Annotated in this window: 20 protein-coding genes; 13 read left to right on the forward strand and 7 right to left on the reverse strand. The window is 49.0% G+C overall.

Going from position 1 to position 26,592, the window contains the following annotated elements:
* Window positions 1-58: 58 nt before the first annotated feature.
* The 5 genes from TERTU_RS01425 to TERTU_RS01445 form a co-directional block, all read right to left on the reverse strand.
* Window positions 59-1,063, reverse strand: a complete 1,005-nt coding sequence (locus TERTU_RS01425; protein WP_015818443.1) for a cytochrome d ubiquinol oxidase subunit II — start codon at window positions 1,061-1,063, stop codon at window positions 59-61.
* Window positions 1,060-2,424 (reverse strand): cytochrome ubiquinol oxidase subunit I, encoded by a 1,365-nt coding sequence (locus TERTU_RS01430; RefSeq protein WP_015818320.1) that lies wholly within the window; start codon window positions 2,422-2,424, stop codon window positions 1,060-1,062. The genes TERTU_RS01425 and TERTU_RS01430 overlap by 4 nt, the downstream gene beginning before the upstream one ends.
* Window positions 2,425-2,489: 65 nt before the next feature.
* Window positions 2,490-3,044 carry a GbsR/MarR family transcriptional regulator gene (locus TERTU_RS01435; protein ID WP_015818361.1) on the reverse strand — a complete coding sequence of 185 codons (555 nt, stop codon included), beginning with the start codon at window positions 3,042-3,044 and terminating at the stop codon, window positions 2,490-2,492.
* Between the two features lie 235 nt (window positions 3,045-3,279).
* Window positions 3,280-4,908 (reverse strand): hypothetical protein, encoded by a 1,629-nt coding sequence (locus TERTU_RS01440; protein ID WP_015818812.1) that lies wholly within the window; start codon window positions 4,906-4,908, stop codon window positions 3,280-3,282.
* A 323-nt stretch (window positions 4,909-5,231) separates the two neighbouring features.
* The gene (locus tag TERTU_RS01445; protein ID WP_041590009.1) at window positions 5,232-6,863 is read right to left on the reverse strand and encodes a hypothetical protein; all 1,632 of its coding nucleotides are present in this window, start codon (window positions 6,861-6,863) and stop codon (window positions 5,232-5,234) included.
* A gap of 523 nt (window positions 6,864-7,386) precedes the next feature.
* On the opposite strand from TERTU_RS01445, the gene TERTU_RS01450 reads away from it, so the two are divergent.
* From TERTU_RS01450 to TERTU_RS01490, 9 genes are all read left to right on the forward strand, one after another.
* Window positions 7,387-7,686: a hypothetical protein gene (locus TERTU_RS01450; RefSeq protein ID WP_019601325.1), complete on the forward strand. Its 300-nt coding sequence runs from the start codon at window positions 7,387-7,389 to the stop codon at window positions 7,684-7,686.
* Window positions 7,687-7,825: 139 nt separating this feature from the next.
* Entirely contained in the window at window positions 7,826-8,080 is a 255-nt protein-coding gene (locus TERTU_RS01455) for a hypothetical protein (RefSeq protein ID WP_015819465.1), read from the forward strand.
* A gap of 97 nt (window positions 8,081-8,177) precedes the next feature.
* The gene (locus TERTU_RS01460; RefSeq protein ID WP_015816958.1) at window positions 8,178-8,960 is read left to right on the forward strand and encodes an RHS repeat-associated core domain-containing protein; all 783 of its coding nucleotides are present in this window, start codon (window positions 8,178-8,180) and stop codon (window positions 8,958-8,960) included.
* 590 nt (window positions 8,961-9,550) lie between these two features.
* Window positions 9,551-10,534, forward strand: a complete 984-nt coding sequence (locus tag TERTU_RS01470) for a hypothetical protein (RefSeq protein ID WP_019601323.1) — start codon at window positions 9,551-9,553, stop codon at window positions 10,532-10,534.
* A gap of 721 nt (window positions 10,535-11,255) precedes the next feature.
* Complete coding sequence (locus TERTU_RS01475; RefSeq protein ID WP_015817546.1) at window positions 11,256-13,289, forward strand: cellulose binding domain-containing protein; 2,034 nt, start codon at window positions 11,256-11,258, stop codon at window positions 13,287-13,289.
* 384 nt (window positions 13,290-13,673) lie between these two features.
* Window positions 13,674-15,764 carry a metallophosphoesterase family protein gene (locus TERTU_RS01480; RefSeq protein WP_228378236.1) on the forward strand — a complete coding sequence of 697 codons (2,091 nt, stop codon included), beginning with the start codon at window positions 13,674-13,676 and terminating at the stop codon, window positions 15,762-15,764.
* Window positions 15,765-16,089: 325 nt separating this feature from the next.
* Window positions 16,090-16,254, forward strand: coding sequence for a hypothetical protein (locus TERTU_RS21930; RefSeq protein WP_187148819.1), 165 nt, complete (start codon window positions 16,090-16,092; stop codon window positions 16,252-16,254).
* A gap of 34 nt (window positions 16,255-16,288) precedes the next feature.
* Window positions 16,289-17,029, forward strand: coding sequence for a hypothetical protein (locus TERTU_RS01485; RefSeq protein WP_015820865.1), 741 nt, complete (start codon window positions 16,289-16,291; stop codon window positions 17,027-17,029).
* 498 nt (window positions 17,030-17,527) lie between these two features.
* Window positions 17,528-18,571 (forward strand): hypothetical protein, encoded by a 1,044-nt coding sequence (locus TERTU_RS01490; RefSeq protein WP_228378237.1) that lies wholly within the window; start codon window positions 17,528-17,530, stop codon window positions 18,569-18,571.
* An 11-nt stretch (window positions 18,572-18,582) separates the two neighbouring features.
* On the opposite strand, the gene TERTU_RS01495 is transcribed toward TERTU_RS01490, so the two are convergent.
* Window positions 18,583-20,121, reverse strand: coding sequence for a DUF3612 domain-containing protein (locus TERTU_RS01495; RefSeq protein WP_015816829.1), 1,539 nt, complete (start codon window positions 20,119-20,121; stop codon window positions 18,583-18,585).
* A 163-nt stretch (window positions 20,122-20,284) separates the two neighbouring features.
* Here TERTU_RS01495 and TERTU_RS01500 point away from each other — a divergent pair, with 163 nt between their 5' ends.
* From TERTU_RS01500 to TERTU_RS01515, 4 genes are all read left to right on the forward strand, one after another.
* The gene (locus tag TERTU_RS01500) at window positions 20,285-22,459 is read left to right on the forward strand and encodes a malate synthase G (protein WP_015818937.1); all 2,175 of its coding nucleotides are present in this window, start codon (window positions 20,285-20,287) and stop codon (window positions 22,457-22,459) included.
* 67 nt (window positions 22,460-22,526) lie between these two features.
* Entirely contained in the window at window positions 22,527-24,125 is a 1,599-nt protein-coding gene (locus tag TERTU_RS01505) for an isocitrate lyase (protein WP_015818601.1), read from the forward strand.
* Between the two features lie 233 nt (window positions 24,126-24,358).
* The gene (locus TERTU_RS01510; protein WP_015819685.1) at window positions 24,359-25,057 is read left to right on the forward strand and encodes a pirin family protein; all 699 of its coding nucleotides are present in this window, start codon (window positions 24,359-24,361) and stop codon (window positions 25,055-25,057) included.
* A gap of 109 nt (window positions 25,058-25,166) precedes the next feature.
* On the forward strand, window positions 25,167-25,754 hold the full coding sequence (locus tag TERTU_RS01515) for an NADPH-dependent FMN reductase (RefSeq protein ID WP_015819552.1): 588 nt from the start codon (window positions 25,167-25,169) through the stop codon (window positions 25,752-25,754).
* 7 nt (window positions 25,755-25,761) lie between these two features.
* On the opposite strand, the gene TERTU_RS01520 is transcribed toward TERTU_RS01515, so the two are convergent.
* A complete protein-coding gene (locus TERTU_RS01520) occupies window positions 25,762-26,583 on the reverse strand; it encodes an NAD(+)--dinitrogen-reductase ADP-D-ribosyltransferase (protein ID WP_015817626.1) in 822 nt (273 codons plus the stop codon).
* Between the last annotated feature and the right edge of the window lie 9 nt (window positions 26,584-26,592).

Raw genomic sequence — 26,592 nt, forward strand, 5'->3', positions numbered from 1 at the left:
TTCAATAAAACAACCGAGTAAGGGGTCGGGTCGATTTGAGGCTCCTATAGTTAACAGTTTAATGGTATTTCAGGTCCGAGGCTTTACCACGGAATACCCAGTAGGCATACGCGGTATAAATAAGAATAACCGGAACAACAACGAGTGCCCCAACCAGAATGAACTGCAGCGACTCGGGTGCACTGGCGGCCTCCCAGATGGTGAGTTTACCGGGCACAATCGCGGGATAAAAGCTGAAAGCCAGCCCGGTAAAACAGGTTGTGAATATCATCGCAGTAAAGGCAAAAGGATAGGCGCAGTAGCGGTCGTCAGGGAAGGGTAGTTTGCGCAACAGCCATTCGTTGCCCATAAAAGCAGCAAGGCATATAGCGGGTATAAGCAGTACGAACATTACCAGGGGGAACTCAAACCAACGCTGAAACACCGATGGGTTGACCCACAGGTTTACCAGGCACACAGCGATTACCCCGAGGAACGTTAGCCGGTTTGCATTGCGCGCCCAGCGTATCGCTCGGCCTTGCAGGTCGGATTCGGTTTTTAACACGAGCCAGGCACCGCCAATTAAGGTATAGGCGGCGGTTACCCCGAGAGCGCTTAACAGGCAAAACACTTCAGCCCCCCAGCCGGGGATAAAACCCGTAACATATTTTCCGAGCATGTAGCCTTGGGTCAGGGTGGTTAGCAGCGAGCCAGATTTGAACCCTAGATCCCACAGGTACTTGTGAGAAACGGCCGCCTTGGCGCGGAAGTCAAAGGCGACGCCGCGCAAGATCAAGCCGAGCAACATAAACGTCGCCGGTAAATACAGGTGATAGAGCACCAGGCTGTGTGCGCTTGGAAACGCTATTAACAGCAACCCGACCGCGAGTACCAGCCAGGTTTCGTTGGCATCCCAAAAGGGGCCGATGGAGGCAATCATACGATCGCGCAGATGCTCCTCGTCAGACTTCATTGGCAATAAAATACCGACGCCCAGGTCGTAGCCGTCCAGCAGCGCATATACCAGAATGGCGAGCCCCATCAGGCCGATAAAAATAACGGGTAACAGTGTTGCTTCGCTCATGAGCTGGCTCCTTCTTCAATCAGGGGGCGATCGTGAGTTGCGTGGTCGTCGACTTCGAATTCTTCCACCTCAACAGATTTTCGCGCGAGCAGGCGCACGGTGTGAACGTAAGCGGTTAACAGGCCCGCGTACACCAGCAAATACAGCACAAGTGAAGTACCGACATTGCCAGTGGGCAAGCTGGTAACGGCATCCGCCGTGCGCAGGACGCCGGTGACCAGCCAGGGTTGGCGGCCGATTTCCGTCACATACCAGCCTGCAAGCGTGGCAACCCAGCCACTAAAAGTCATCACTTCCAGATGGCGGAGCAGCCAGTAAGGCAGCGTTTTATTTTTTAACAGCAGGAGGCTGGTAAACCAGGCGGTCGCCAGCATCAACAGGCCAACACCCACCATAACGCGAAAGCCAAAGAACAGGGGCTTCACCGGCGGGTGTGCCTCAAATTCGGTCAACCCTGTTATTTCGCCATTAAATGTGTGGGTGAGAATCAGGCTGGCCATATGGGGAATGCCGATCTCCCAATGATTTTTTTGCGCTTCTTCATCGGGAATAGCGAACAGCAATAAAGGAGCGCCCTGTTCCGTGTGCCACACGCCTTCCATCGCCGAGACTTTTTGCGGTTGGTGTTCAAACGTGTTTAAGCCGTGCAAATCGCCGACAAGAATCTGCAGTGGCATGAGTACAGCGGCCATAAAAATACCGGTTTTTAACGCAAGTAGAGGTGCGCGTTTGGTGTCGCCTTTGCGAATGCGGTATGCGGAAATCCCGGCCACAAAAAAAGCCGCCGTTAAGCCGGAGGCAACCAGCATATGCATTAATCGGTAGGGGAACGACGGGTTAAAAATAACCTCCCACCAACTGGTAACGTGAGCCACGCCTTCGCGCATTTCAAAGCCCGCGGGGGTGTGCATCCAGGAATTCAGCGCGAGAATCCAAAACGCGGACATGGTTGTCCCCAGCGCGACTAACAAGGTTGCCAAGGTGTGTAATTTCGGCGGTACGCGATTAATGCCAAACAGCATTACGCCGAGAAATGTAGCCTCGAGAAAGAACGCCGTCAGCACTTCGTAGCCAAGCAACGGCCCGGCGATATTGCCAACGGTTTCCATAAAGCCCGGCCAGTTGGTACCGAACTGAAACGACATGGTGATACCACTCACCACGCCCAGCGCAAAAGTGAGCGCAAACACTTTCACCCAAAAACGATAGGCGCGCATCCATACCGGGTTTTGGGTCATGTCGTGGCGAATTTTAAAAAAGAACAACACCCAGCACATGGCAATGTTGATGGTGGGGAATAAAATATGAAAGCTGATATTGGCCGCGAATTGAATCCGCGAAAGTTCCAATGTGTCCAGCATGAGTGGGTCCTCGTTGTGTGTTCGCCCTGGCCCAACACCACGGCGAACAGGCGGCAAATGAAAACTTAGTCGGGCTTGGACTGGCCGATAATGCGATCTTTAAGATCCAGCACCTTGCCAACGCCGGAACCGAGCTTGAGCAGCCCTTGTAACTGTCCTGGCGACAAATTGTTGAGTTGCTGTGCCCAGTTGGTGAGTTGTTCCAGCAAAGTAAGCAAGTCGCTCATTTGCTGCTGGGCGAAGGCCTCTTCATCGCTCTTGGGCTCGTCCAGTAAATTACTGCGCAGTACCGACAATGTCGGCTCGATCTCCCGTTTGCGACGCTCTTCGAATACGGTTTGCGCCAGCTCCCAGATACTGCCGGATACCGTGAAGTAATCTTTGCGATCACCGTGCACCCGCTGTACCCGCACCAGGCGCCAGGATTGCAGCTCCTTCAGCCCCATGCTCACGTTGCCACGGCTGACGTGCAGCGTCTCGGCAATGTCTTCGGCGTTGAGGGGCTCCGAATGAATCACCAGTAACGCCAGCATCTGGCCTACGGTGCGGTTGAAGCCCCAGCGACTGCCCATTTCACCGAAATGGACCACAAAGTTCTCTGCAGTAGGGTTGAGTTTCATGGTTTGTGTGAATTTTCAGAAATTTCTGAAAATAGTATAGGTATTTTTGATCTGGATCAACCTTGAAGATTTTGGGGGTTTGCTAATCCTGTGCTGGCAGGTGGCTAGCTCTACGGAGGTAGGAATCGGGAGGCAGGAATCGAGAGGTAGGAGGCAAAAGCTAAGGGCAGGTATATGGGGTATCAAGCCAACCGAGAACGAGCCCGGAAGGGCTCGTCCTATTTAGCTCACTAACTTAATTTGCAGAAAAGCTTGGAGCGTTAAATTTCAAAACCCCTGAGTGCCCAAGTGCGCTTCCGCGCGTTATCACAATGTTGAGGTATGAGGGGAAGTTTAAATCGATGCTATCGGCAAATTCCACGGTGGGTATCTTGATCACTACCCAGCCACCGGTAATAGTGCCGTCCATAGTAAGCAGCGTTTTATTTTTTCTGTTGCCAAAGCTATCCGCGATCTCCAAGTTTATCGACATACCGGAAGCCGTCTCCCGGGCAGGTATGTAAAAACGTTGGGTGATATAGCCAGTAGACAGGTTCACTGGCGTTGCCCAAGAGTGGACGAGCCAAATCTCGGATTCTTCAGGTTGCCAATTCAGTGTCGCTACCATTTCACTATCGCTAGCCGAAAAATTGTGCAGGGATTCGTAATCTGGTGTGTTTGAGGTCTCGATTACCCAGGGGTAAAGTTCTGCAGCACTAAAGTTTTGCGGTTTAACCGGGTTATAGAAATTTTTCGCAAATTTGGGGCTAAGTTGCAAGTAGAAACTATCGACTACAAGAATACCTGACAGCAGCGTATTTTCGGCAGGAAGTTCGATGGTTACGGTCAAGGATTCTACCTGGGTGAGATCGAAGCCGTCATCCATGGTTATAAAATCGCGTTGCGCCACCGAATCTATAATCACAGACACTGGCGAATTGAAATTCAATTCGCTCGCGGATATTCCGTACACTTGCGCAGTTTTACCCTGAGCGTCGACCAGCAACACCTTAACGCCTTCTGTGAGTGTTTCAAATTGTGGTGGTAAGGAGAGATTAAAAGATACGCGTCCCTGGGCCAAATTCAGGTTCCATGGAAGGTGGTGATATATTTCTACGTCCTTACCCTGGGTTTCTGAATTCCTGAATATGAGCGTGGACTTTCCTTTGACTCCCTGAGAAGTTGACCTGGTGGAGGAGGTAATCCAATTGTGATCCCAACCTGAATGCATTACAGGAAAATCGAGCAAATTGGTTGGTTCTCCGGCCGCGCCATCGAGGTCTATACCGATGTTGTCAAATTGCGCCAACCCAGTCGCGATTGGACCGTAATTGACGCTGATCAAACCTACCCCAACGCTTGCGACGTTGGTGATATCGAACTCAGCGTCGGCATAGTTGAGGGTTATAGCGCCCTGAAGCAGCGTCACTGTTGTGAATGTGCTTTTATTTTCGATTGATGGGGATTGAATCTCGCCGAGTGCATAACGGCCTTGTACGTCAACCAGAACGACCGTAGCTCGTGCAAGGCTAGTTTCATAGCCGGCATCAGTTTCGTGAAAATAGGAATCGTCGAATTTTATATCGGCAATAATTTTTGCCTGAGTAAAGTCCAAGGGTGATTCTAAACCCGTGATCGCGAATACAGCATCACCGTTTTGCCAGGCAGGGGTAATCCCTAAAGTTTCCTGCTCGTAGCTCAGGGCAAAATCGCCTGCTGAATAATCTACCTGGAAAGGATGCCAGGTGGCGATGGAGTCCGCTTCCGAAAATTCGAATGAAACGTCGTATGTTGCTTGTGCTTGGGTGATCGGCGTAAAAGATAGCGTTAAGCAAGCGAGTACCACACTAGCTTTAAGTGTGCGAAATGCATGTTTGATATTCATTACTAATCCTTGATTAAAATGTTCCTATTGAGAGGTTGTGACGTGCAAAAAACAGCCAAACCTTGATGTTTAAGGTGGTCTTGCTTACAGCCTGTGAGCGTCGGTAGAAGACCAATTTAAACAATCGCTACTGTACCATTTGGCTATGACAAATATATATTTCTGCTGGTAATAAATTGGCGTGTAGTGTTGTTTGCTAAATATAGCGAACCCATCCGAACCGGAGTAGAGGTGGAACTAATAGAACAAAATTCGAGCTCTATAGGATAAAAAGCGAACCGTATTATGGCTCGCTTTTTTTTATGACTGTGCTGGGGGCAGTATTAACGGGTTATGGAAAAGACTGGGGGATTAAATCGAAATGCACCAGCATGACCGTAGGTGGCATTTCGCTTAATTATAATTATGTATTCGTTAATATAATTAAGATTGAGGTCATCAGGCAGGTCCGCTGACGAGAATTTTACGACGGTCCAGCCTCTAGTATTACCGCCATCTAAAGTTGCAAGAGGTATCTCGACTTCGTCCATGTTAATGTCGACAAGTTTCAAGTATAGCGACATACCTGATTCAGCCTCCCTTGGTGGAACATAGAAGCGTTGTGTTACTTCAAGTGAAGAAAGGTTTACAGGACGTTCCCAAAAGTGAGAAAGGTGAATTTCTGCCTCCGCATCCTGCCAATTCAGGTTGGCGACCACGTCGTTATTGTTAACAGAAAACTCGTGAAGCGATTCGTAGTTTGGTGGGACGTCATCGAGTAAAACCTGAGGATAAAGTACGTCGGCTGGAATTGGCGATGGGCGCAAAGGGTTGAAAAAGTTTTTCTCAAATTTAGGGTGTACCTGGAGGTGGAAGTAATCAAAAACTACCTGCCCTGATATGGTGAGGTTTTCACTAGGTAGTCGCAGCTCAACCAAAATTGAGCGTACTTTTGCCAGGTCAAAATCAGGATCCATTGAAATAAATTTATTTCGGGACAAATCGTCGATAGCTATATTCATGGTGGTGCCGAATAGCATATTCGGCGCGTTAAGGGTATAGGTTTCCGCTCTATTTCCTTTCGAGTCCACTAGAACTACGCCAATAGCATTAACGATCGTGCCAAAGGTGCTAGGTAGCAAAAGGTCAAAAGATATTTGACCTTTTGTGAAGTTAACGGTACGAGGGAGATTTTGGTATATCTCCAGGTTCTGGCCGTAAGTGTTATCATCGTTATAGAATATGCTAAATTTTCCTTTATTGCCCTTTTTTGATGTCGACCATAATCGAGCGATGTGATTATGCTCCCACCCGGAAACATAAACTGGAAAATCAATTAGGGCTGTAGATTCCTCCGCTGCGCCATCGAAGTCGATAGTAATATCGTCAAATTGCGCAAGCCCGGCTGCGACTATATCGTAGTTTATACTGAGCAGCCCCATACCAAACGCATTGACATTAGTCATATCAAATCCAGGGTCCGCATAAACCAAGCTATCCTCCCCTTGCAAGAATGTAAAAGTACTGAATTCGGATTTATTTTCCGGTACCGGCGAATGAAACTCGCCCAGAGCCCACCTTCCGTCGGTATCCACAAGTACAACAGTGGCTCGCGCTAGTGAACTTTCGAAATCATCGTAAACAAGGGTGAAGAATTTTTCATCGAATTTAACAGCACCGTGAACCTTGGCTTGAGAAAAATCGTAGGTAGCATTTAAAGGTGTTGTTGTAAAAACATAGTCGTTGGCTCGCCAACTGGGGGTCAGCCCGAGTGAGCCGTTCTCATGAGATATCTGCACATTTGAATCTGGATATCCGCTGCTGAGAAACTCCCAGCTTTCTACGGACGATGGTTCACTGAAATCATATACCAAGTCGGACGACGGATCTGTTTGAGCAAGAGAATAGATGCTCCAGAGGATGCTGAAGCAGAAGGAAGCCGCCTTCAATACGGAGCGTAATGTGCTGGTTTTCATCATAAAAGTCCTTATATTTTACCCAGATAGAAACTGGGAACGATGAAGAATTTTTCGTGTGTTATTTCATATGTGCAATTAGCTGCCCAATTTAAGCTAGGCATTATTCCACGCGTTCATTCTACGATTTTTATCGCCGATCAATAGTAACCAATTGTTTAGAGTTTGCGATTTCTACGCTTATGTGGTAATAAATGCACATTGTGTTTTTTGCGCCATATCGCTGCCGTTCGTGAAAATTTGATCTCAATGTATATGACAATTTCCAAGGGTAATGAAAAAAGTACGCCTGATATGACTTGGAGATCTTAAACATTTGTGGTGGCGCCCGAAATTGGGGCGGGTTTTTTGGCAGTCTAATAAACAGAATCTCTGTAAAACGATTGGCTCCAACAGTGCTAAATTATTAGATGACGATGATAATTCCGAAGTCGGTCATCAGAACTTCGTCTATTGTAGGCCATTTGGTCGCTTTCATTATAATTGCTATTGAAAGTTGTGCAGATGATTTTGTGTCAAATGAATGGGTCAAGCGATGCGTATAAAAAAAAACTGGGGTAAATCTGATTTTCTTCCGCTCGTGGCTTCTATTTGGCTAACTAATTACTTGGCAAGTTCTGTGAGTGAGGGAGTTTTTTACATTAAGGGATCTGTGCTGACTTTAAATAAAAATCCAGCCACATTTTGGTGTTTTTTTGTCATTGTGGTACTGGCTTTACTATACACCATTTGGGATACTTTAATTGATAAAGAAAATGATGGTGTTACGAATATCGAGAATAGTAGCGAAAATGAAGATGATGGCAGTCAAAACAAAAATTAATGACTGGTTAAAAGTGCGTATGTATAAAATCCAGGTGCGCCGGGATGATTTAAAAAATTAATTAGGAGGCCCAGAAAATTGACACTTAAGGATCGGCAAAGATGTGATTCTAAGGAGGAGACGTGTCCTTAGCTTTCAAATGCACACTGAAGCGGCTTTTGCTGGAGGTGGTCAGATTTCCCTTGGCTATTTAACTGTTATGCCATTTCTACTTCTATGTGTAATGGGCGAAAAAAAAGGAGCCGATTTTGATTTTTTTGATTTTATAAATGCAGTCAAAATGATGTTTGCGGCACCTGATGTTTGGGTATTTTACTTTGTGTTGATGTTGGGTATGTCATCGCCTACGCTAATCGAACTCAAAACACAGATCGATAAAAGTAAGCAAATATAAATAATATCCTGCGTAAAAATCCTGCTTGGTTAGTCGGGGTTTTGTAGTTTTAGAAAAGGAAAAATAAAGTAAAGAGGGCATTCAGTGTAGTAGCACCTTGAACATCAATACCTATGATGAGTACGGTGTACCCGACCCGACTAATGCGGGGTTGTATGGTTATACGGGCCAAGTGTATTTGCAGGAGTTGGGGCTATATTATTACAAGTCTCGGATGTATGACCCTCTGTTGGGGCGGTTTTTGCAAACCGATCCTATAGGGTACGAAGACCAAATGAATTTGTACGCTTATGTGTACAACGATCCGATGAGCAATACGGATCCTAGTGGTGAATGCCCTTGGTGTATTGTTGGCGCAGTCGCAGGAGCAATTATTGGTGGTGGTGGTTCGGCAGTTTCACAAATGATGTCTGGCGATGGAAGTGTAGACATGGGGAAAGTCGGAAGATCCGCATTAGCAGGTGCTTTAGTTGGGGGTACTGGCGGATTGGCTTCCACTGGTGCGGCTGCAATAGGGTTGGGGGCGGCTGAAACCTTTGGTTCTGTTAGTGTTACTTCAGATACTGTTGCCTATGTAACTGCAGGGGTTAATCAAATAGTTGATAATGTTTTAAATGAGGCTCCAATGGCGGGGGTTCATCAGGCTGCTGCTCTTAGTGCTACCGCTACCGTAGTGGGTGGAGCCGCTGGAGACAAAGCGGTTTCTGCCATAACTAACTCTTCGAAGCTAGGGCCTTCAGGATTTATTGCGGGTGGGAAAATAACTGAAAATGCAGTAACTGGAGTTATTCAAGAGACTATGTCGCAAGCTGGTGGAGCAGCTAGTTCTGCACTTCAGAGTGGTCAGTCGTGTGATTCTAATGGTTCATCATGTCCTTAACTATTAAATACAAATTAAGTGAGTTGTTACGACCGATAGCTAAATTTACGTTTGGGTTTATTTTACTTATGTTGTTTGCACTTCTATTGGAGTTGACGAAGAAAAGTAATAATTTAGGATTTTCTGAAATTGTAGATCTATTCAAAATAATGCTTATGTTACGTTTTTTTTGGGTAACTTACTTTATAGGGGTTTCGTTGGTGATATTGTCTACTGTAATGAAACTCAAAAGGCAGAGCGGTAGAAGTAATCAAGAGTAATAGCCTGCGTAAAAAGGCTCTGACCTGTTTGGCCGCACGCATAAACTTGACAGGCCGGTAAGTGGTGCAAATTTAAAGGACACGCACAAACTTGACACTGCTATTGCGGGAGTGAGAATTAACTGGACACCCACTTTTAGCCGGGGCTTTTTAGTTTTAGCCAGCGGCTTTTACAGGTCAATAAAAGGACATCCAAACTATTGACAGATCTATTAAATCCTCCTAACACCAGCAACCATGACCACAAGTAGAGAAACTCAGGTCTTCCTCGATGAAACTCCGTTCTATCACTGCTGCGTGCGGTGTGTGCGGTGTGTGCGGCGGGCGTATTTGTGTGGGGAGGATTTTTCTACGGGTGAGAGCTATGATCACCGCAAACAATGGGTTGTTTCCCGCCTTAAATTCCTGTCGTATATTTACGCTATTGATATCTGTGCCTACGCGGTAATGAGCAACCACTACCATGTGGTGTTGCATGTGGATAAAAGCCGTGCAGAAAGCTGGTCGCGTTCCGAGGTTGTTGAGCGGTGGATGCAGCTCTACAAAGGCGATATGTTGGTGAGCCGCTGGTTAAAAGCGCCAGCAACCTTGGACGAGGCGCAGCGCGATGCCGTCTATTTAAAAATCGAAGCCTGGCGCGAGCGGCTGTTTGATATTGGCTGGTTTATGCGTGGCGTCAACGAAACTATTGCGCGTATGGCCAATGCGGAAGAAAATTGTAAAGGCCGTTTTTGGGAAGGCCGATATAAAAGTCAGGCGCTGTTGGACGAGGCCGCATTACTCAGTTGTATGGTGTACGTGGATTTAAACCCGGTGCGTGCGGGAATGGAAGAAAGCCTGGATGCCAGTGATTTTACGTCCATTCAGCAGCGTTTAGCTGAATTCGCCAGCAAAAAACGACAACTTAAAAAACATCCGGAACTGGCCGAGCGCACCGAAAAACAAGTACGCTTAAAAGCGGATTTAAAATTGGATAAACAGCCAGAAGCGCCGCTGATGGTATTTGACGGTTCCAGCCATACGGATATTCATGTGGCCTTGCCCTTTACTGAGCAGGATTATTTGCGCTTAGTGGATGAAACCGGCCGAGTTTTACGTGCAGATAAGCGCGGTGCCATCCCCGATGCTATAAAACCCATCATCGAGCGTTTTGGCATAGACCCGAAAAACTGGCTCGAACACGTGAAGAATTTTTCGCGGCGGTATGGCCGCTGTGCCGGGCATGTTGTGCGCATGCGCGCGTATGTGGAACGCTATGGCTTGCGTGCTGCGAAAGGGGTGGGTATTTCCAAAGCGATGTATCGAGCCGCATGATCTCGATAGTGATTTATAACACTGATCGGGCTAACTGAAATTTGCCTACAAAAAACTATTTCTCCTCGCGTCCGATTTTATTGGTTCGGATTAATCGACGCCTATACTATTTTTTCGTTCCCCATTCTTTTCTTGATTTTAGTTTATTGCGTTGCTATTGGCTTGAAAATACATTTTGATAAGTTATTAAACGATTCCTTGAATATAGCAGCTGGCAGGATTTCAAGATAAAGGTTTTCAAAATAAAAGTTCAAAACTGTTATACAGCATTTGAATGCTGGTTGTATTGATAATAAAAAAATATTGCTATTAGCAACTCATTGTCATTTTCCATAAAAACGATACCGCTTGCTTCGTCAAATTTGTATCTCGAAAAGTAAGAATCTGGCTGGTGTTATTAGTGGCTTACTTCTTTTGCGGCGAAAAATCCTTTAGTAAAGTCGGCGAAAGCATTTTGCAGTTCGATGCCGCACTAGTATGTTTTACCCTTTAGTAGATCGTAGGCTTAAGCTGGCGGATAAAGCATTTATAAAGTGACTTGAGTGATTGAGATATCAATAATGACAAACTATGAGGTCAGAGCTATAGTTCGAAATTTTTATATTATTTTGGCAGGTATATCCGTTGTTTCTATGTGTGTTTAGTTGAATAATTGGGCTGTGTGTGCCGCAAGTAAGTTTGTAGTCTGCATTTCTATAACTTTAATAATGAGATGACGCCCATGACTTCACGCTACCTACCTCGTATAAATTCAATATTTAAATGGTTTACTCTGCCAACATTGCTGCTCACGAGCTTCGCGCAGGCTGTCGAATGTGAATGGCAATATATCAGCCAGTGGAACGGTGGAGCAACGGCCGAAATACAGGCGACAAACAACAGCGACGCGGTTGTTGATCTTGACCACTTTACAGCGGAATTTCCTGGCGGAGTGACGGTTCAACATGTTTGGAATGCCAGTGTTTCTGGCAGCAACCCTTACACTTTTATTCCCAGCGATTGGAATGCTCAGCTTCAGCCGGGCGCCGGTATGGTCGTGGGCATGCAGGTTTCTACCCCCAGTGGGGTTCCTGCCAGTGAGAATATTCCTGTACTGGGTGGCGATTGTTCTGATCAGCCCGTCCCTGAGGGCAGCCTGAGTATCGCTGCCAAAGATAAAGTACTTGCGGGAAGTGCCGATGATATAACCGTTACCCTGGTTACCCCGTCGCTCCCCTCTAGCCAACCTTTGTTGAGCGTCAGCCCATACGCCGAGTATTCCTATATGAGTTCTACCGGCGGTAGTAACGACGCCAGGTATATTATGGGTTACTACTACCGCGTTTCCTACGATAACCCGGGTACCTATCTGTGGCGCGCCGAATATGAGCAATCCGAGTTGGTCGCTGAACACTCGGTTGAAGTTTTTCCGGTAACCGCACGCCCCACCGTGAGTTACCAAATGCCTGAGCTTATCTACGCAGGCCAGCCCTTCTCATTGACTATTATCGGTGAAGACACCGAATTGCTGGAATCCCTTACGCTTACACCGCCCAGTGGTGCTGAATTTTCCTTGCAAAGCTCTGATCACCAGAGTGACACTTTGTGGAGGGATGTCTATGTTGGTGAATTACCGGAAGGCGAGCACCTGATTTTTATCGAAGCGAAAGACCCCGATGGATTTTTCCAGAAAAAGCAGGTAACAGTGAACGTGTTACCTTTCGGTGGCGATAACACGCCTCCTGTGGCCGACATTTATTTTTTTGCAGATTTTACTGCAAACGATACCGTGTCGTTTAGAGCTGCGATCACCGACGCCGAAAACAATATTGCAAATGCTCGAATGATGATTTTTCAGATTGTGGATGGTGCGCGCGTTAACCCGCAGGAAATTATTAATAGAGATTACGATGACACTGGCGATGAAATTCTGTTCGCTAGTTGGGCTACGTCGATGGCCGGTGCGTATGAACTTGAAGTCATCGTGACTGACGCGGACGGCGAGCGCGGTGTTGACACCGCCAGCTTTACGGTAGCTGAAGACGAGGGTGGTTCTATTTCGTTTTCCGGTTCAGAAAAAGTCATCGTAGATACGCGGCAAAGTGTTGGGGTATTTGCCTATCATCCCACGCGCATACCCTACGAGCACTCGCTGTCTATCGAACCTTATGCGAGAGCAAATAGGACTTCCTCTAGCTCTAGCGGTGGTGGAGGGGAAGGGTACACTAGAATTTATTTCTACGAAATAGCTTACGACTATCCAGGTACATATTTATTGACGGCTACCTCTGCGGGGCTTGACCCAGTTGAGAAGCGTGTAGAGGTATTTCCGGTGTCCGCCAGACCAACCGCGAGAATAGAAGTGCCCGAAAATATTTATGAGAACCAAGAGTTTACCCTAACGGTTATCGCTGAAGACACCGAAGCATTAGAGAGCGTTTTTCTCTCATACCCATCCGACATAGAATTTACCTTGCAAAGCAAGGATTACAGTTCGGATACTTATTGGGTAGAGACTTACACCGGCGCCCTGAACGTCGGTACATACAACTTTAGCGTTCGGGTAGAAGATAGTGACAGCTTTACTTGGTGGGTAAACCGGAGTGTTGAAGTAAAACCCGTTGTCGATGAGCCCCCCGAAGTACTGTGGTGCGACTGGTTTGGCTATGACGTACCTGTTTGTGAAGATCATAGCCTAACGGACTTTCAATGGATAAACGATGCACTTTGTATTGGCTATCAAACCTGCGGAGAAAGCCGAAACTTTTCAAGGTAAAGTTAGCTGAATGTAAGATCAGCACGGCTTTAAAAGCCTAAAGTAGCTGCACCTGAGTGTGCAGCTACTTGGGTTGACCGCATCAGCTTTAACGCTTGACACGACCTTCGGTCAAAGGGGTGGGTATTTCTAAAGCAATGTATCGGGCTGCATTATATTGAACTTGTTTGTTATCTCAGGTTGAATGGAGAGCCCTACATAAAAAACTGCTTTTTCGCATTTTCTCTATCGTTACTTTAACGTGGCCGACACCGTCATTCATTTCCGCAACTTTCCCTAAACCGCCGACATTTTTTTACGCACAGATTATGGCGCCTTTAATCATGTTGTCATCCAAATGTTGTTTTATCTGTCAGATCGGAATAAACATATGTGAGGAACAACATGAATACAAAAGCTCTTGGGTTATTGGCAGTTTGCCTGATTTTTAGCACGCTTGCCGGGTGTGGGGGCGATAACGATGATTCCGGTGGGGGCTCTCTGGAACCCACCGGACAACCGACACCAAACGTCTCTCCTACTCCAGATCCAACGTCTACGCCCACTCCAGTCCCTTCCCCTACAGCAGAACCGACGCCGGTGCCTACGGTAGAGCCGACGTCCACACCTACTCCCACTCCTACACCGCCGCCGTCTGCTACTCCTGCGCCATTTTCGATTGGTTTATTGCCGGACACCCAGGGCGGGTCTGACTCGACCGGGCAGGCACACGTGGCAATGCACCCCATGGCCGAGGTGCTCAAACAGCAGAGCGATGCCGGTGTGGACATGGTCATCGCGCTGGGAGACCTGACAGATAACGGATCGAGCCTCGAATTTGCTGAATGGCGCTCGGTGGCGGAGCCGTATGCGCAGGCGGGGATTGAATTTTTGCCGGTTATGGGCAACCACGAAACCAGCTATGCCTACACGGTTGAGTGGATTCGCAATATGCGCGATTTTATTCCCGAAGACGCGGTTCACATGCCCGGTTATGAATGGGTTAACTATTATGTGGTGCGCGAGAATGTGTTAATTATCGGGCTTGCCTACTACAACCTGCCGGTAGCGTTTGAGTGGATAAAGCAGGTGTACGCGGAGAACGAAAATCGCGTGGATCACGTGGTGATCGCCAGCCACGATGGATTGATCGGCGCAAAATACGGTGAAACGCTCGAACATATTGTCGATGGTGCCAAGGATGACAACTGGGTCTACGATGTGCAGCCGCAAATTCGCGATTTCCTCGCGGATATTGACGCGATCTACGTACAGGGCCACGAGCACCAGTATCAGCGTTCGGTTATCAGCGCGAAAACCATGTTGACGACATACCCTTCCGGTTCGACTCCAAGCGGCGGAAACTACCGCATGGATGTGTACACCCAGATTATGGCGGGCAACGCTTCTTACAAGGGCTATGAATTCCGATACGGTGAGCGCGATCTGGTGCAGGCGATTATTGCTCAGAAGAACGCAACTATGAGTAACGGCTCTGCCGGTTTTGATGTGAATTCATCGATTCTGCGGTTCGATGACGCGCGGGTTGATTACTGGTCCTGGTTTGCGCCACACACGGCCACCAGCAATGCTGCTGATCAGGCGTTTGCTGCCGACTGGAAGCTATTGGATACTTTCAGCCGCACGACCAACCGTTGTGAAGCGCTGATTTATCCAGATTCGATTCCCGAAGGCACGCGCCCGGTGATGGTGCTGCAAACGGAGTATATTTCGGACGACTGCATTGCCGACGACGGTACCCTGGCGCGCCTGGTTGGCGGTACCAACGCCACCTTCAATCGCACCAACACCCGTACCCGCGACCTCGAGTACACGCCGGGTATCTCGCGGGCAGAAAGCCTGAACGACCTGCTGCGCCTGGCCTACCAATGGTTGTTCCAGGTACACGAAAGCTGGTCGCCCAATTTAAACAGCGCTGCGCGTGTTATTCCCGATGTGGGTGAAGACCTTATTCTGATACCGGAAACATCGATTGATTTGAAAGAGCATGTGAGCCTGAGCTGGTTGCCTGCCGAGGGTACGCTGAGTGACAGTCTGGTGATCAGTGGCCTGCAAAATCAGACGGGTATGTTCCAGGGTGCTTATGGCACGCCGATGGATCTCGAACTGGACGCAGGCTTGGCCATGTCCAGTCCTACGGGCGATGCAAAAGCCCCGGTGACCTTGCCAGCCACGGCAAGCAAACACTGGGATATCAGCGATGCGGTTGCCGATACCTATGCGGTGGAATTTATCCAGCCTGATTCACTGACTGGCGTGGCTACTCTGGCTAAGCGCGTCGGCGATAGCTGGGTGCCCTTGGCGTCCGCGGCGTGTGTAATTTCCGCCGCCTGGGACAGCAGTGTGCTCTCCAGTGCCCCCGCGCGTGATGGCGATTGCAGCACCATGCCGCTGGTTGGCTACGATCAGGCGACCGGCGCCTGGTGGGCGGTACTGGATCACGACATCGAATTGGCGCTGATTACGGCGCAATAGGTATTGCAGCCTGTACACTTGTAAGCCCACCCGCACCTCTGTGCGTGTGGGCTTTCCTGCTTTTGGTGGGAGTATGTTCTTCTACACCGGATTTCAGTCTGGGTATGTGTACCAAAACGCTTATATTGCTGTACCAGCGCAAGCCATTGCTTGTCATAAAAAAATATAATAATTTCAATGTGTTAGCGTAATATTTGGGCTGGGATGAGCCGCCCGGGTACCATGAAAAATTGAATTTAGCACTGTTTGGGAGGTCTGTTTATTGTGTATACTCCCTGTACAGACGTACACTTACTTAGAGCATCAGGTTGTTATGAAAGCGTATATGAGTGAAAGTGTTAAAGCGATGATGGGCGACCGCGAGGCATCGCGAAAGCTCCGCGATGCATTTAGAGCATCAAAAAAAGACGGCAACCCGCATACCATTAATTTTAATGGGAAAGACATTGCAGTAAGCTCTCGTCCCATATCACAGGTGAGTGGGCACTAAACCGGCTGAAACCATATTGAAAGGCTAGCCGCCCATGAATATAGCCTTTCCCGCTGTTGTTATATTTCTCTTGCTGTTCCCCGGCGTCGTTTTTCGTAACGCCTTTCTCCAATCCGAAGATAAATCCGCATCAACCGCAACCCCGCTGACTACCGCCGCGGCGCTCGCGTTTATTTATGCATTGATGCTACATTTTGTCTGGGTGTTTTTCGCCACCTTGTTCGGTTTTAAAATTGATTATTTTTCGCTGTTGGTGATTCTTACGTCCGATAGGGATAACCTGGCTGCGGCGATTAAAGTGGTTGCCGCCTCAATCAATTGGATTGCACTTTACTTTGCCACACTCCTCGCCGCGTCCTGGCTACTGGGGTTTGCGTTTCGGTTTGTGGTTTCAACCTTTAACCTGGACCACGGGGAAAACTGGCTGGCGAAACGCCTTAAAAACGACACGCCCTGGTATTATTATTTTTCTGATTTCGAATCCGATACTAAAGATATGCCTGCCGCTGTCTATATATCAGCATTAACGGAAGTTGGTGGCTTGATCTTTATTTACGAAGGCTTTCTACGTTCCTATAAACTCAATTCCAGTGGTCAGCTGGATAGAATTGTTTTACAAAATGTTGATCGACGGTTAATTTGTGAAGACAAAAACAGTGGTACCGATATCTTCGAGGGGAACTCGCATGAAATCTCCGGCGATAATATGGTAATTCCTATGTCGGAAATTAAGAATTTTAATATCCAATATCTTTATACCGAGGATGCAGACTAATAGACGATCGAGGCGCCTAGAGTGCTTCCCGTATACGCATGCCGAGCTTTAAGCTACATTCCCTCAAATCTCTGTCTTCCACCGCCATTTTCCCTCCAAAATCCGTTTTCATGTGTATCGGCTTTAAGCCGGTTGTGAAGGTTACTCGCGAGAACCGGAGGGAGAGTGACGTTATCAACCCGCTTCATTTGTCACCTTTATCTTTAGGTGGGCGCGATATTTTTTATTCTTGTTGTCGCGTTTTTTGCACGAGATCACAGGTTTGAAGTAAAGCTGGTTCATGAGATCCAAGACGCAAAAGCTCGCATCCAAGCCGATTACCATAAAGGCGACAAGGATGCCGGATGTTGCCGGTGAATAATTAACCTGTGACTGGAAAGGGCTGCAATGCTGCTAACTGTGTGCGCGCAAAAGCTAAAAAAATATCGCGCTCGTACGACCTGTTCTTCACACATTTGGTTGGTCATTCTTTTATGCTCTACGCTGATTTGCTGTTCAGTGTGTAATACAGCAGCCGAGAGTTTTTCTACAGAACTGAAGCCGGATAAAGCGAAATTAACCGATTATCCGATTTATGCACGAGGCTGGAAGGCGCCTTTAACCAGTTGGGCGATGGAAGTGGAGGCCGGAGATCTTGGTGGTGGCACCTGGATATTTAACGCTTACAACAATAAATCCAGTTCTACCGACAGAGGGATTGCCACACTGGTTCATCAGTTTCCGCAACCCCTTAATTTGATTAACGCCACTGTGGATTTCGGTGTGTCTTTCGATGCAACCCTGGAACGCCAGGTTGCCACTTTCAGCCTAAGCATGGTTGATTCAAAAGGCCGACGCTATCGACTTGAAACAACCACTGGCACCGATAAAACGCAATTTCAGCTCGGGCCGTTTACAGCGACTACCTTTACCCAGGGGCGAGTAGCTTTTGATATCAGCCAGGTGCACAGTATCGAGCTGACCATAGTCGGGCGAAATACAACGGCGGTTGTATCTGGCACCTTGTTTATAGACGACTTTCACTTGCAGGTGGATCGACGCTTTTCGGAAAACTTTGAAAATTCTATTCGCCCGCAGACAATGAATCCGGAAAATATACGGGTTTTGTTGTACACCGACGATGACACCTCGCAATACGATGTTTTGCACCGACACTCCGTAAGTGGCAGGGCGCTTGCCATTACACCCGTCTGGCAATACCAGGAAAGCGCGCTGGTTAGCAGCAGTTTATGGGATAAACCCACTAATTTTACCGGGGTTAAAATAACACAAGAATTTTCTTTGCCCCTGCTAGCGCTTGGATCCTCTATGGCGCTGGCGTTAGAAATAATTGATATTCGTGGCGATTACGCCATTGTGCAACTGGCAAATCTTGCGGATGAAAAAGTAGCAGGCTGGAAATCTTTGACGGTTGACACTGACAAGCTGGCGAAACAGGTCGATTTGAAACACGTACAAGAGGTACGCATTTGGCTGAAACGAAATAGCGCCGATGGCTATCTGGGGGAATTTAAATTATTGCCCGCGGTGTTTTCCTATTAGCGCTCGGCAATTCATGGAGCGGTGTGTTCGCAACCATCGTAACAACTGGGCACGCGTGGACATTCGGTGCCGCGCGGGCAAATTAGCCTTGCGTCGCCTTCAATACCGCGCGATACCCAAGCGATATTGAGTATGCGAGCGACTGTGGTGAGATCGCGCTTAATGGCTGCGGGTACAGGTGCGGAGCCGCCATTACTCACGCAAATCGCTTTGAGTTCCTGCGCTAATGTGTGTGCGTCTTTACCCTGCGCTTCGATGGCGGGGTTGAGATCGATACCTGCACACAAAACATGATTCTGCCCCGCCAGATCTTCAACATATTTGGATTCACAGCAGTAAATACGCGGGCTGCCGTTAACGTTAAGAATCGAAAGTTGCGAGGCGGTGCCTTTCACTGGTGTGTTGATCATTCTAAAAACGGACCAGTGCTGGCAAGGGTCTTTGACGCTGCGCATATTGCCCCACGGCAAAGGTATGCCATTGCCCCGGTACACCGCTTTAAGCTTACCCGGTGGGTAGGCATCGAAATAATGCCAGTGAGGGTAGGGCGATACCGCAGTCATACGGCGCATTGCCACCGATTCAGAAACATCCACCAGCTTGCTCACATCCACTTCGTAACTGTAGCGATCGAGCATTTGGCGAAACGGCACTTTCGGGCACAGGAGTGCACCGGCAAAAAAACTGCATTCGAAGTCACGCCACGCATGCAGAATATCCTGCGAATTCACCGATGAAGACTGGTGACTGAACGCATCGTCTTCCATGAGTGTGCTGCTTTGCCCGTGGCCCGCAACCAGCACTGTTTTATAGGCGTCTTTATCGTGTAGTACGCAATGGCCAATATGTACCGCCAAATCGTACTTATAGCGCATTGGCCAGGCTTCCAAAATACGGTTGATAAACACCGTGCCGCGCGGATCGTAATAGGACGTTACGATACAGTTTTCGTTATGCCAGATTTCCTCGCGCACGTCGTCGCCTGGGGTATCGAACCACGCAAGCTTTAAACCCATTTGCTTAATAATATCGTGCAGGGCATCGTGATTTAATGGCAGTTGCTTTTTGCCAATATTTTCAGCGGCGCGCTCTAAATCGGGAAAATGATTTTGATAGTGCTCCTGATGGGCGCGAATAAGCAGGTGAGCAAACTGACGGCCGGTTGTGCCGGTTTGAGAAAGTAATTCGGGTATCGCGATTTGCAGAATTTCGTTGGAAAATAAAAAATTGGGTTCCAGCGGAATGCCCGTAATGCCACCGGCACTGCTGCTTTTAACCGGCGTCAGGTCGTCATCTTCCGGGGCTTCGTCGAGAAACCATTCGGGCGGTTTTTCAAATACGCGCGCGATCACCTCAAGCATGGATTCGCTTGGCACGCGCTTGCCGCGCTCAATCATCGATAAATAAGATACCGAAGGCGCAGATTCAGCGTCCACCTTGACACATCGGGAGGATAAATCCTCGATGGTTAAATTATTGCGTTTGCGTAAATTGCGAATTTTGGTACCGAGAAAATGCGCCTTACGCATCAGGCTCTTGGTATCTTTCATTTTGTAAAATTCACACTGTGAAATTTCTATTGTGAAATTCTAGCTGAATGTCACTTACACTGCTTGCAACAGAGAAGGCCGCGCGCCGATGTAGAGTCTAGCTATTTTAACGCGGGCTATACAGAGCTGTGCGCGACACCGCTTGTCCAACAGGTAATTGAAAATGAAGCTGTCACTGAAAAATTCTAGCTATATGGATGCAAACTTTTATAACTTTATTAATGAGGACGTGCTGCCTCTGGCTGGCGTTTCCCGCGCGGACTTCTGGCGCGAATTGGAAGTTCTGGTCGACAGATTTAGCCCAGAGAATCAGCAACTGCTATTTCAACGGGATGCGTTGCAAGCGCAAATTGATGAGTGGCACAAATCTCATCAGGGAGAATTGTTTGATGCAGCACTTTACACCGCGTTTTTAACCGAGATTGGCTACCTGGAACCGGAAGCGGACGATTTTCAGGTAACGACCGAAAACGTGGATGCGGAAATCGCGCAGCTTGCTGGTCCGCAGCTGGTGGTTCCATTAAAAAATGCCCGCTTTGCACTGAACGCTGCAAACGCCCGCTGGGGCAGCCTTTACGATGCCCTGTACGGCACCGATGTGATTCCTTATGACGCGGGGCTCAAGCCGGGCAAGCGCTATAACCCCGCACGCGGGCAACAGGTTATTCAGTCGGGGCGCGATTTTCTCGACGAAATATTTCCGCTGGAAACCGGATCTCACCACAACGTTAGCAGTTACGTGGTGTATTACCAGCATCTCCTCGCATTTTTCGCCGACGGTAGCGAAACCGGTTTACAGGACCCCGGCCAGTTTGTGGCACTGAATGGTCACAAGGAAAATCCGGAATCGATTTTATTAAAAAATAACGGCCTGCATGTGGAGCTGGTGTTCGACCGCCATGGCGAGGTCGGCAAAAATGATCTTGCGAACCTGCAGGACATTCAGATTGAAGCGGCGCTTACCACCATTATGGATTGCGAGGATTCTGTTGCCGCCGTCGATGCGGAAGACAAGCTGGAGGTGTATCGCAACTGGCTGGGTTTAGTGCGCGGAGACTTAACCGCGGTATTCGATAAAGGCGGTGTTGCCCATACACGGCGCATGAACTGCGACCGGGTGTATACCGCTGGCGATGGTGAGGAATATCGCCTGCCGGGTCGCTCGCTGATGCTGGTGCGCAATGTGGGCCTGGCGATGAACTGCGACATTATGCAAACCAGTCAGGGCGAGTTTGTACCCGAAGGTATTATTGATGCGGTGGTGACCGGTTTAATTGGCGCTATCGACATTCGCGACAGCGCGCGCAAAAAGCGCAACAGTCGCACCGGCAGTGTGTATATCGTTAAACCCAAGCTCCACGGCTCGCGGGAAGTTGCATTTACCTGTGCGCTCTTTTCTGCGGTGGAAGAATTGGTGGGGCTAACGCCGAATACCTTAAAAATTGGCATTATGGATGAAGAGCGTCGCACCACACTCAACTTAAAGGCCTGCATTCGCGAAGCTCGTGAGCGGGTGGTTTTTATCAATACCGGGTTTCTCGATCGCACCGGCGACGAAATTCATACCAGCATGCACGCGGGTGCATTTATGCCAAAAGCGTGGCTGAAAGAACAGCCGTGGATTACCGCTTACGAAAATAACAATGTGGATGTTGGGCTGGCGTGTGGTCTGCCTGGACACGGCCAGATCGGCAAAGGCATGTGGCCAATGCCGGACGAAATGGAAAAAATGATGGCGAGCAAAATCGCGCACCCGCGCGCCGGGGCCAATACGGCCTGGGTGCCCTCACCAACCGCGGCCGTACTGCATGCACTGCATTATCACCGGGTGGATGTTGGCGAGGTGCAGGATGGCCTGCGTGAGCGGGCACCGGCAGCGCGCGCCGAGATTATGCAGATTCCGTTGTTATCCGCAGAGGACACCCTGAGTTCGGCAGATATTGAACGGGAGCTGGAAAACAATATTCAGGGGATTTTGGGCTATGTGGTGCGCTGGGTTGAACTGGGCATTGGCTGCTCCAAAGTGCCGGATATTAACGACATTGGGTTGATGGAAGACCGCGCAACCTTGCGTATTTCCAGTCAGCACATTGCCAACTGGCTGCTACATGGGCTGTGCAGTCTTGACCAACTCGACACACTTTTGCTGCGCATGGCCGCAGTGGTAGATGCGCAAAACGCGGCTACCGATGGTTACCAACCCATGGCGACCGACCCCGCAACCAACCTGGCCTTGCAGGCGGCGCGCGACCTTATTGTATTGGGTGCCGAACAACCCAATGGCTATACCGAGCATTTACTGCAGAAATACCGATTGCAGCAAAAGCAGCGGGCTTAACATTTTTTTATCGCCGTCATTTTCACGGAATACGTGAATCAATGGGTAACGAATTACTGAGGTATGTATGAACACTTACACTAACGAAATTAAAAACATCAACCGTACACTTGAACAGCAGGGTGCCAGCTGGTCGGCGATCAATGCCGAGAGTGTTGCCCGTATGCGGTTGCAAAACCGCTTTGCAACAGGATTGGATATTGCACGCTACACGGCAAAAATTATGCGCGAAGACATGGCCGCATACGACCGTGACCCGGCAAATTACACTCAGTCGCTAGGCTGCTGGCACGGCTTTGTCGGGCAACAAAAAATGATTTCGATTAAAAAGCATTTCGGCGAAACCAAAGGTCGCTATTTGTATCTTTCCGGGTGGATGGTGGCTGCGATGCGCTCGGAATTTGGTCCCTTGCCGGACCAGTCCATGCACGAAAAAACAGCCGTGCCTGATTTAATCGCTGAGTTGTACACCTTTTTAAAGCAAGCGGATGCACGCGAACTGCACCATTTGTTTAAAGAGCTGGATAAAGCTCGCGCCGGGCGCGATCACGTGCGCGAGCGCTATGTGCAAAAAGCCGTCGACGGTTTTCAAACCCATGTGGTGCCCATTATTGCGGACATAGACGCAGGTTTCGGCAATGAGGAAGCAACCTATTTACTGGCGAAAAAAATGATAGAGGCCGGTGCCTGCTGTATTCAGATAGAAAATCAGGTGTCGGATGCGAAGCAGTGCGGCCACCAGGACGGTAAAGTCACCGTTCCCCACGAGGATTTTCTCGCGAAAATTCACGCGGTGCGTTACGCCTTTATGGAACTGGGCGTCGAAGACGGCGTGATTGTTGCGCGCACCGATTCACTCGGCGCGGGTCTTACGCAAAAAATACCGGTGTCCACCAGCGCTGGCGATCTTGCGCAGCAGTACAACGCTTATATTGATGGCGAGGCAATTTCCGATTTGCGCGAGATTGCACCGGGTGACCTGGTGCTGGCACAAGGCGATGGCTGTATCAAAGTTAAACGCTTGGCGAATGGCTTGGTGAAATTTAAACCCAATACCGGCGAAGACCGGGTGGTGCTGGATTGTATCACCTCGTTGCAACACGGCGCCGATCTGCTGTGGATCGAAACCGAGAAGCCGCATATTGGCCAGATCGCCGGGATGGTGAATCGCATTCGCGCGCAGGTACCGAATGCCAAGCTGGTGTACAACAACAGTCCGTCTTTTAACTGGACACTTAACTTTCGCCAGCAGGTGTTTGATGCCTGGCAGCAGGAAGGCCGCGACCTTACTGAGTATCACCGTGAGAACCTGATGAGTGTGGAATACGATACCACGCCACTGGCGCAGGAAGCGGACGAACGGATTCGTACTTTTCAGCGCGATGCGGCACAGCAAGCGGGTATTTTCCATCACTTGATTACATTGCCAACCTATCACACGGCCGCCCTGTCCACAGACAATCTGGCGAAATCGTATTTTGGCGACCAGGGCATGTTGGCTTACGTGGAGACGGTGCAGCGCCAGGAAATCCGCCAAAGCCTGGCCTGTGTTAAACACCAGGATATGTCCGGCTCAAATATTGGTGACGACCATAAGGAATATTTTTCTGGCGGTCAGGCGCTCAAGGCGGCGGGAGAGGCGAACACAATGAATCAGTTTTCTTGATCGTTTAATTCGATTATTTCCATCATCCGAGAAGGTATGGCGTGTTAATTTTACGCCATACCTTTTTTTATTTATGGCACCGAATATTTGAGGCGTGTTTTATTTAAGCCGCCGGTGACGGTGCACTTTAAGCGTGTGTTGAAAATTCGCTGTTATGCAAAACTGCACTATGGATAGTTCCAGATGTTCTGTTGTCGTAATTGGGGATGCATGCTTTGCTACGGAGATAAGCGATGATTGTAAAGAGAGCAGCAGAAGAACGTGGCCCCAGTGATCTCGGCTGGCTGCAAAGCCAGCACACGTTTTCATTTGGTGGGTATCAAGACCCTGCGCACATGGGGTTCGGCCCTTTGCGCGTGATAAACGAGGACCGCGTGGTTCCAGGTGCGGGATTTGGCACGCATCCACACAAAAACATGGAAATCATTTCTTATGTGTTGTCGGGTGAGCTGGCGCACAAAGATAGCATGGGCAATGGTTCTCGTATTGTCGCTGGCGACGTACAGGTAATGAGCGCCGGTGCGGGCGTGACTCATAGCGAATTTAATGCATCAGATAGTGAACCTGTGCATTTTTTGCAAATTTGGATTCAACCCAACGCCGTGGACACGGAACCTGGTTATCAGCAATTGTCCTTCGCACCGGAAGATCTTCGCAATAAATTGATTCAGGTAGTAGGTGGTGATGCGCGCGCGCCCTTGCAGATTAAGCAGGATGCGTCGCTCGCTATCGGGCGGCTCGAGCCCGGCGTTGAATTGGGTGAAACCCTCGTGCCAACGCGTAAATACTGGCTCCAGGTCGCAAGCGGTGAGCTTCGGGTGAATGGCGAATTGGCCAAGGCTGGCGATGGATTGGCCATCGCCGGTGAAGCTGCGCTGGCAATGGCGGCGATAACGCAAACAGAAATTCTGTTGTTTGATCTCCCCGCGTAGTCAGTACTCTTGTTGCGGATATAACGGATGCGTCGGCGGATGATTCAATGACTCGAAAATGCTCGAAGTATTGAATGCGTCGAAAATATTGAAAGTAAATGGAAACCTTATGAAAGTCCTTTTTATGGCTGGCAGCAGTCGCAAAGAATCGCTGAACAAAAAACTCGCACACGCGGCGAGCGATCTGGCCCGCTGTGCCGGGGCGGATGTCACCTTTATCGATTTGGCGGATTTCCCAATGCCGATTTACAACGGCGATCTGGAGGATGACAGCGGCCTGCCGGAAAATGCTCTCGCATTGAAAAAAATATTTACCGAACAGGACGCACTCTTTATTGCCACGCCTGAGTACAACGGCTCTTTTCCAGCGCTGTTAAAAAATACCCTGGATTGGTTGTCCCGCAGCCATTATGAGGGCGAACCGCGAATGTCCGCTTACACTAACAAAGTGGTAGCCCTGGCAGCGGCGTCCCCGGGTGGTTTTGGCGGTATGCGCTCACTCATGGCATTGCGCCTGCAAATGGCCCACTTAAACACCCTGGTTATTTCACAGCAAATGGCGCTGGCGAAAGCGGGGGATGCGTTTGATGAAGAGGGCAGTTTTAAGGACGATAAAAAACGGGCGCAGTTAGATGCCCTAGTGAAAACACTTATGGCCACAACACGGGCTCTGGCCCAGGATGACACTCGGGCATGATGGTATTTCAGCGATGATGTTTCACCTGGTACACACCACCGAGTACCAAAAACTCTTCCTCGCCTTGCAGCACACCGGGCAACAAGCCTGGAAAATACAAAATTTTACTGCTGGGTACGGCCACCGAGAGCACTCGGTCGCCGAATATTCCTGCGGTGTCCACGCTTGCGCTAAAGGAATTCAAGTTGTTGAGCAGCACCTTTTCGTGATCATCCCCATACGCCAGTACATCAAATTCTGTCAGGTGATTGATGCCCCGATAGAGATGCCAGTGTTGACGCCTGGGGAAGCGTCTGACCAACTCGTATTGGCAAAAGCTGTAGAGCAAGTCGAGCTGTGACTCGAGCGCGTTGGCGTTGTACAGGCCGCGCATAAAATCCGCTTGATACTGAGCGAAAGCCCGCCCGTGTGGGTCCCGCAGGCAACCGTTATGGTTTTGGCACAGCAGGCCAAAGCGCGACGCGACCCAATATTTTAGTACCGCTGCCTCAATCCCGTCCGCATTAAACAGCCAGCCGCGCAACAGGCGCAGGTAATCCGCTTTTGCGCGCTTTACTCGGCTGTTGTCGTTAAAACCTGCTTCGTCTTTGTTATCCAGCAAAAAGCACGAACTCATATAATCGTGAAAACAGTCGCTGCGTTTTTGCGGGTTGTGAATCTCGGCGATGGAGCGAAAAAATGGTTGGTGAAGGTATGCCATGCTATCTAGCCGAAGGGCCTTAGGGTGCAGCTGAAAAGTGATGCCGCCGAGAATAATGGCAGGCAAATTACAGCGATTCAGAGCGCTGCGTGCATAGGCAGGTAATGTGTCGCACGAATGTTTGTTCACGGTTGTGCT

This window comes from Teredinibacter turnerae T7901 (assembly GCF_000023025.1).
GTDB lineage: Bacteria > Pseudomonadota > Gammaproteobacteria > Pseudomonadales > Cellvibrionaceae > Teredinibacter > Teredinibacter turnerae_B.

Bases quoted from the DNA above. Each gene is read 5' to 3' on its own strand.
- TERTU_RS01500 (WP_015818937.1), top strand. From the start codon at position 20,285: ATGAAGCTGTCACTGAAAAATTCTAGCTATATGGATGCAAACTTTTAT.
- TERTU_RS01430 (WP_015818320.1), bottom strand. From the start codon at position 2,424: ATGCTGGACACATTGGAACTTTCGCGGATTCAATTCGCGGCCAATATC.
- TERTU_RS01485 (WP_015820865.1), top strand. From the start codon at position 16,289: ATGAATATAGCCTTTCCCGCTGTTGTTATATTTCTCTTGCTGTTCCCC.
- TERTU_RS01515 (WP_015819552.1), top strand. From the start codon at position 25,167: ATGAAAGTCCTTTTTATGGCTGGCAGCAGTCGCAAAGAATCGCTGAAC.
- TERTU_RS01510 (WP_015819685.1), top strand. From the start codon at position 24,359: ATGATTGTAAAGAGAGCAGCAGAAGAACGTGGCCCCAGTGATCTCGGC.
- TERTU_RS01445 (WP_041590009.1), bottom strand. From the start codon at position 6,863: ATGAAAACCAGCACATTACGCTCCGTATTGAAGGCGGCTTCCTTCTGC.
- TERTU_RS01425 (WP_015818443.1), bottom strand. From the start codon at position 1,063: ATGAGCGAAGCAACACTGTTACCCGTTATTTTTATCGGCCTGATGGGG.
- TERTU_RS01480 (WP_228378236.1), top strand. From the start codon at position 13,674: ATGAATACAAAAGCTCTTGGGTTATTGGCAGTTTGCCTGATTTTTAGC.
- TERTU_RS01455 (WP_015819465.1), top strand. From the start codon at position 7,826: ATGCACACTGAAGCGGCTTTTGCTGGAGGTGGTCAGATTTCCCTTGGC.
- TERTU_RS01435 (WP_015818361.1), bottom strand. From the start codon at position 3,044: ATGAAACTCAACCCTACTGCAGAGAACTTTGTGGTCCATTTCGGTGAA.
- TERTU_RS01440 (WP_015818812.1), bottom strand. From the start codon at position 4,908: ATGAATATCAAACATGCATTTCGCACACTTAAAGCTAGTGTGGTACTC.
- TERTU_RS01450 (WP_019601325.1), top strand. From the start codon at position 7,387: ATGGGTCAAGCGATGCGTATAAAAAAAAACTGGGGTAAATCTGATTTT.
- TERTU_RS01505 (WP_015818601.1), top strand. From the start codon at position 22,527: ATGAACACTTACACTAACGAAATTAAAAACATCAACCGTACACTTGAA.
- TERTU_RS01495 (WP_015816829.1), bottom strand. From the start codon at position 20,121: ATGAAAGATACCAAGAGCCTGATGCGTAAGGCGCATTTTCTCGGTACC.
- TERTU_RS01475 (WP_015817546.1), top strand. From the start codon at position 11,256: ATGACTTCACGCTACCTACCTCGTATAAATTCAATATTTAAATGGTTT.
- TERTU_RS21930 (WP_187148819.1), top strand. From the start codon at position 16,090: ATGAGTGAAAGTGTTAAAGCGATGATGGGCGACCGCGAGGCATCGCGA.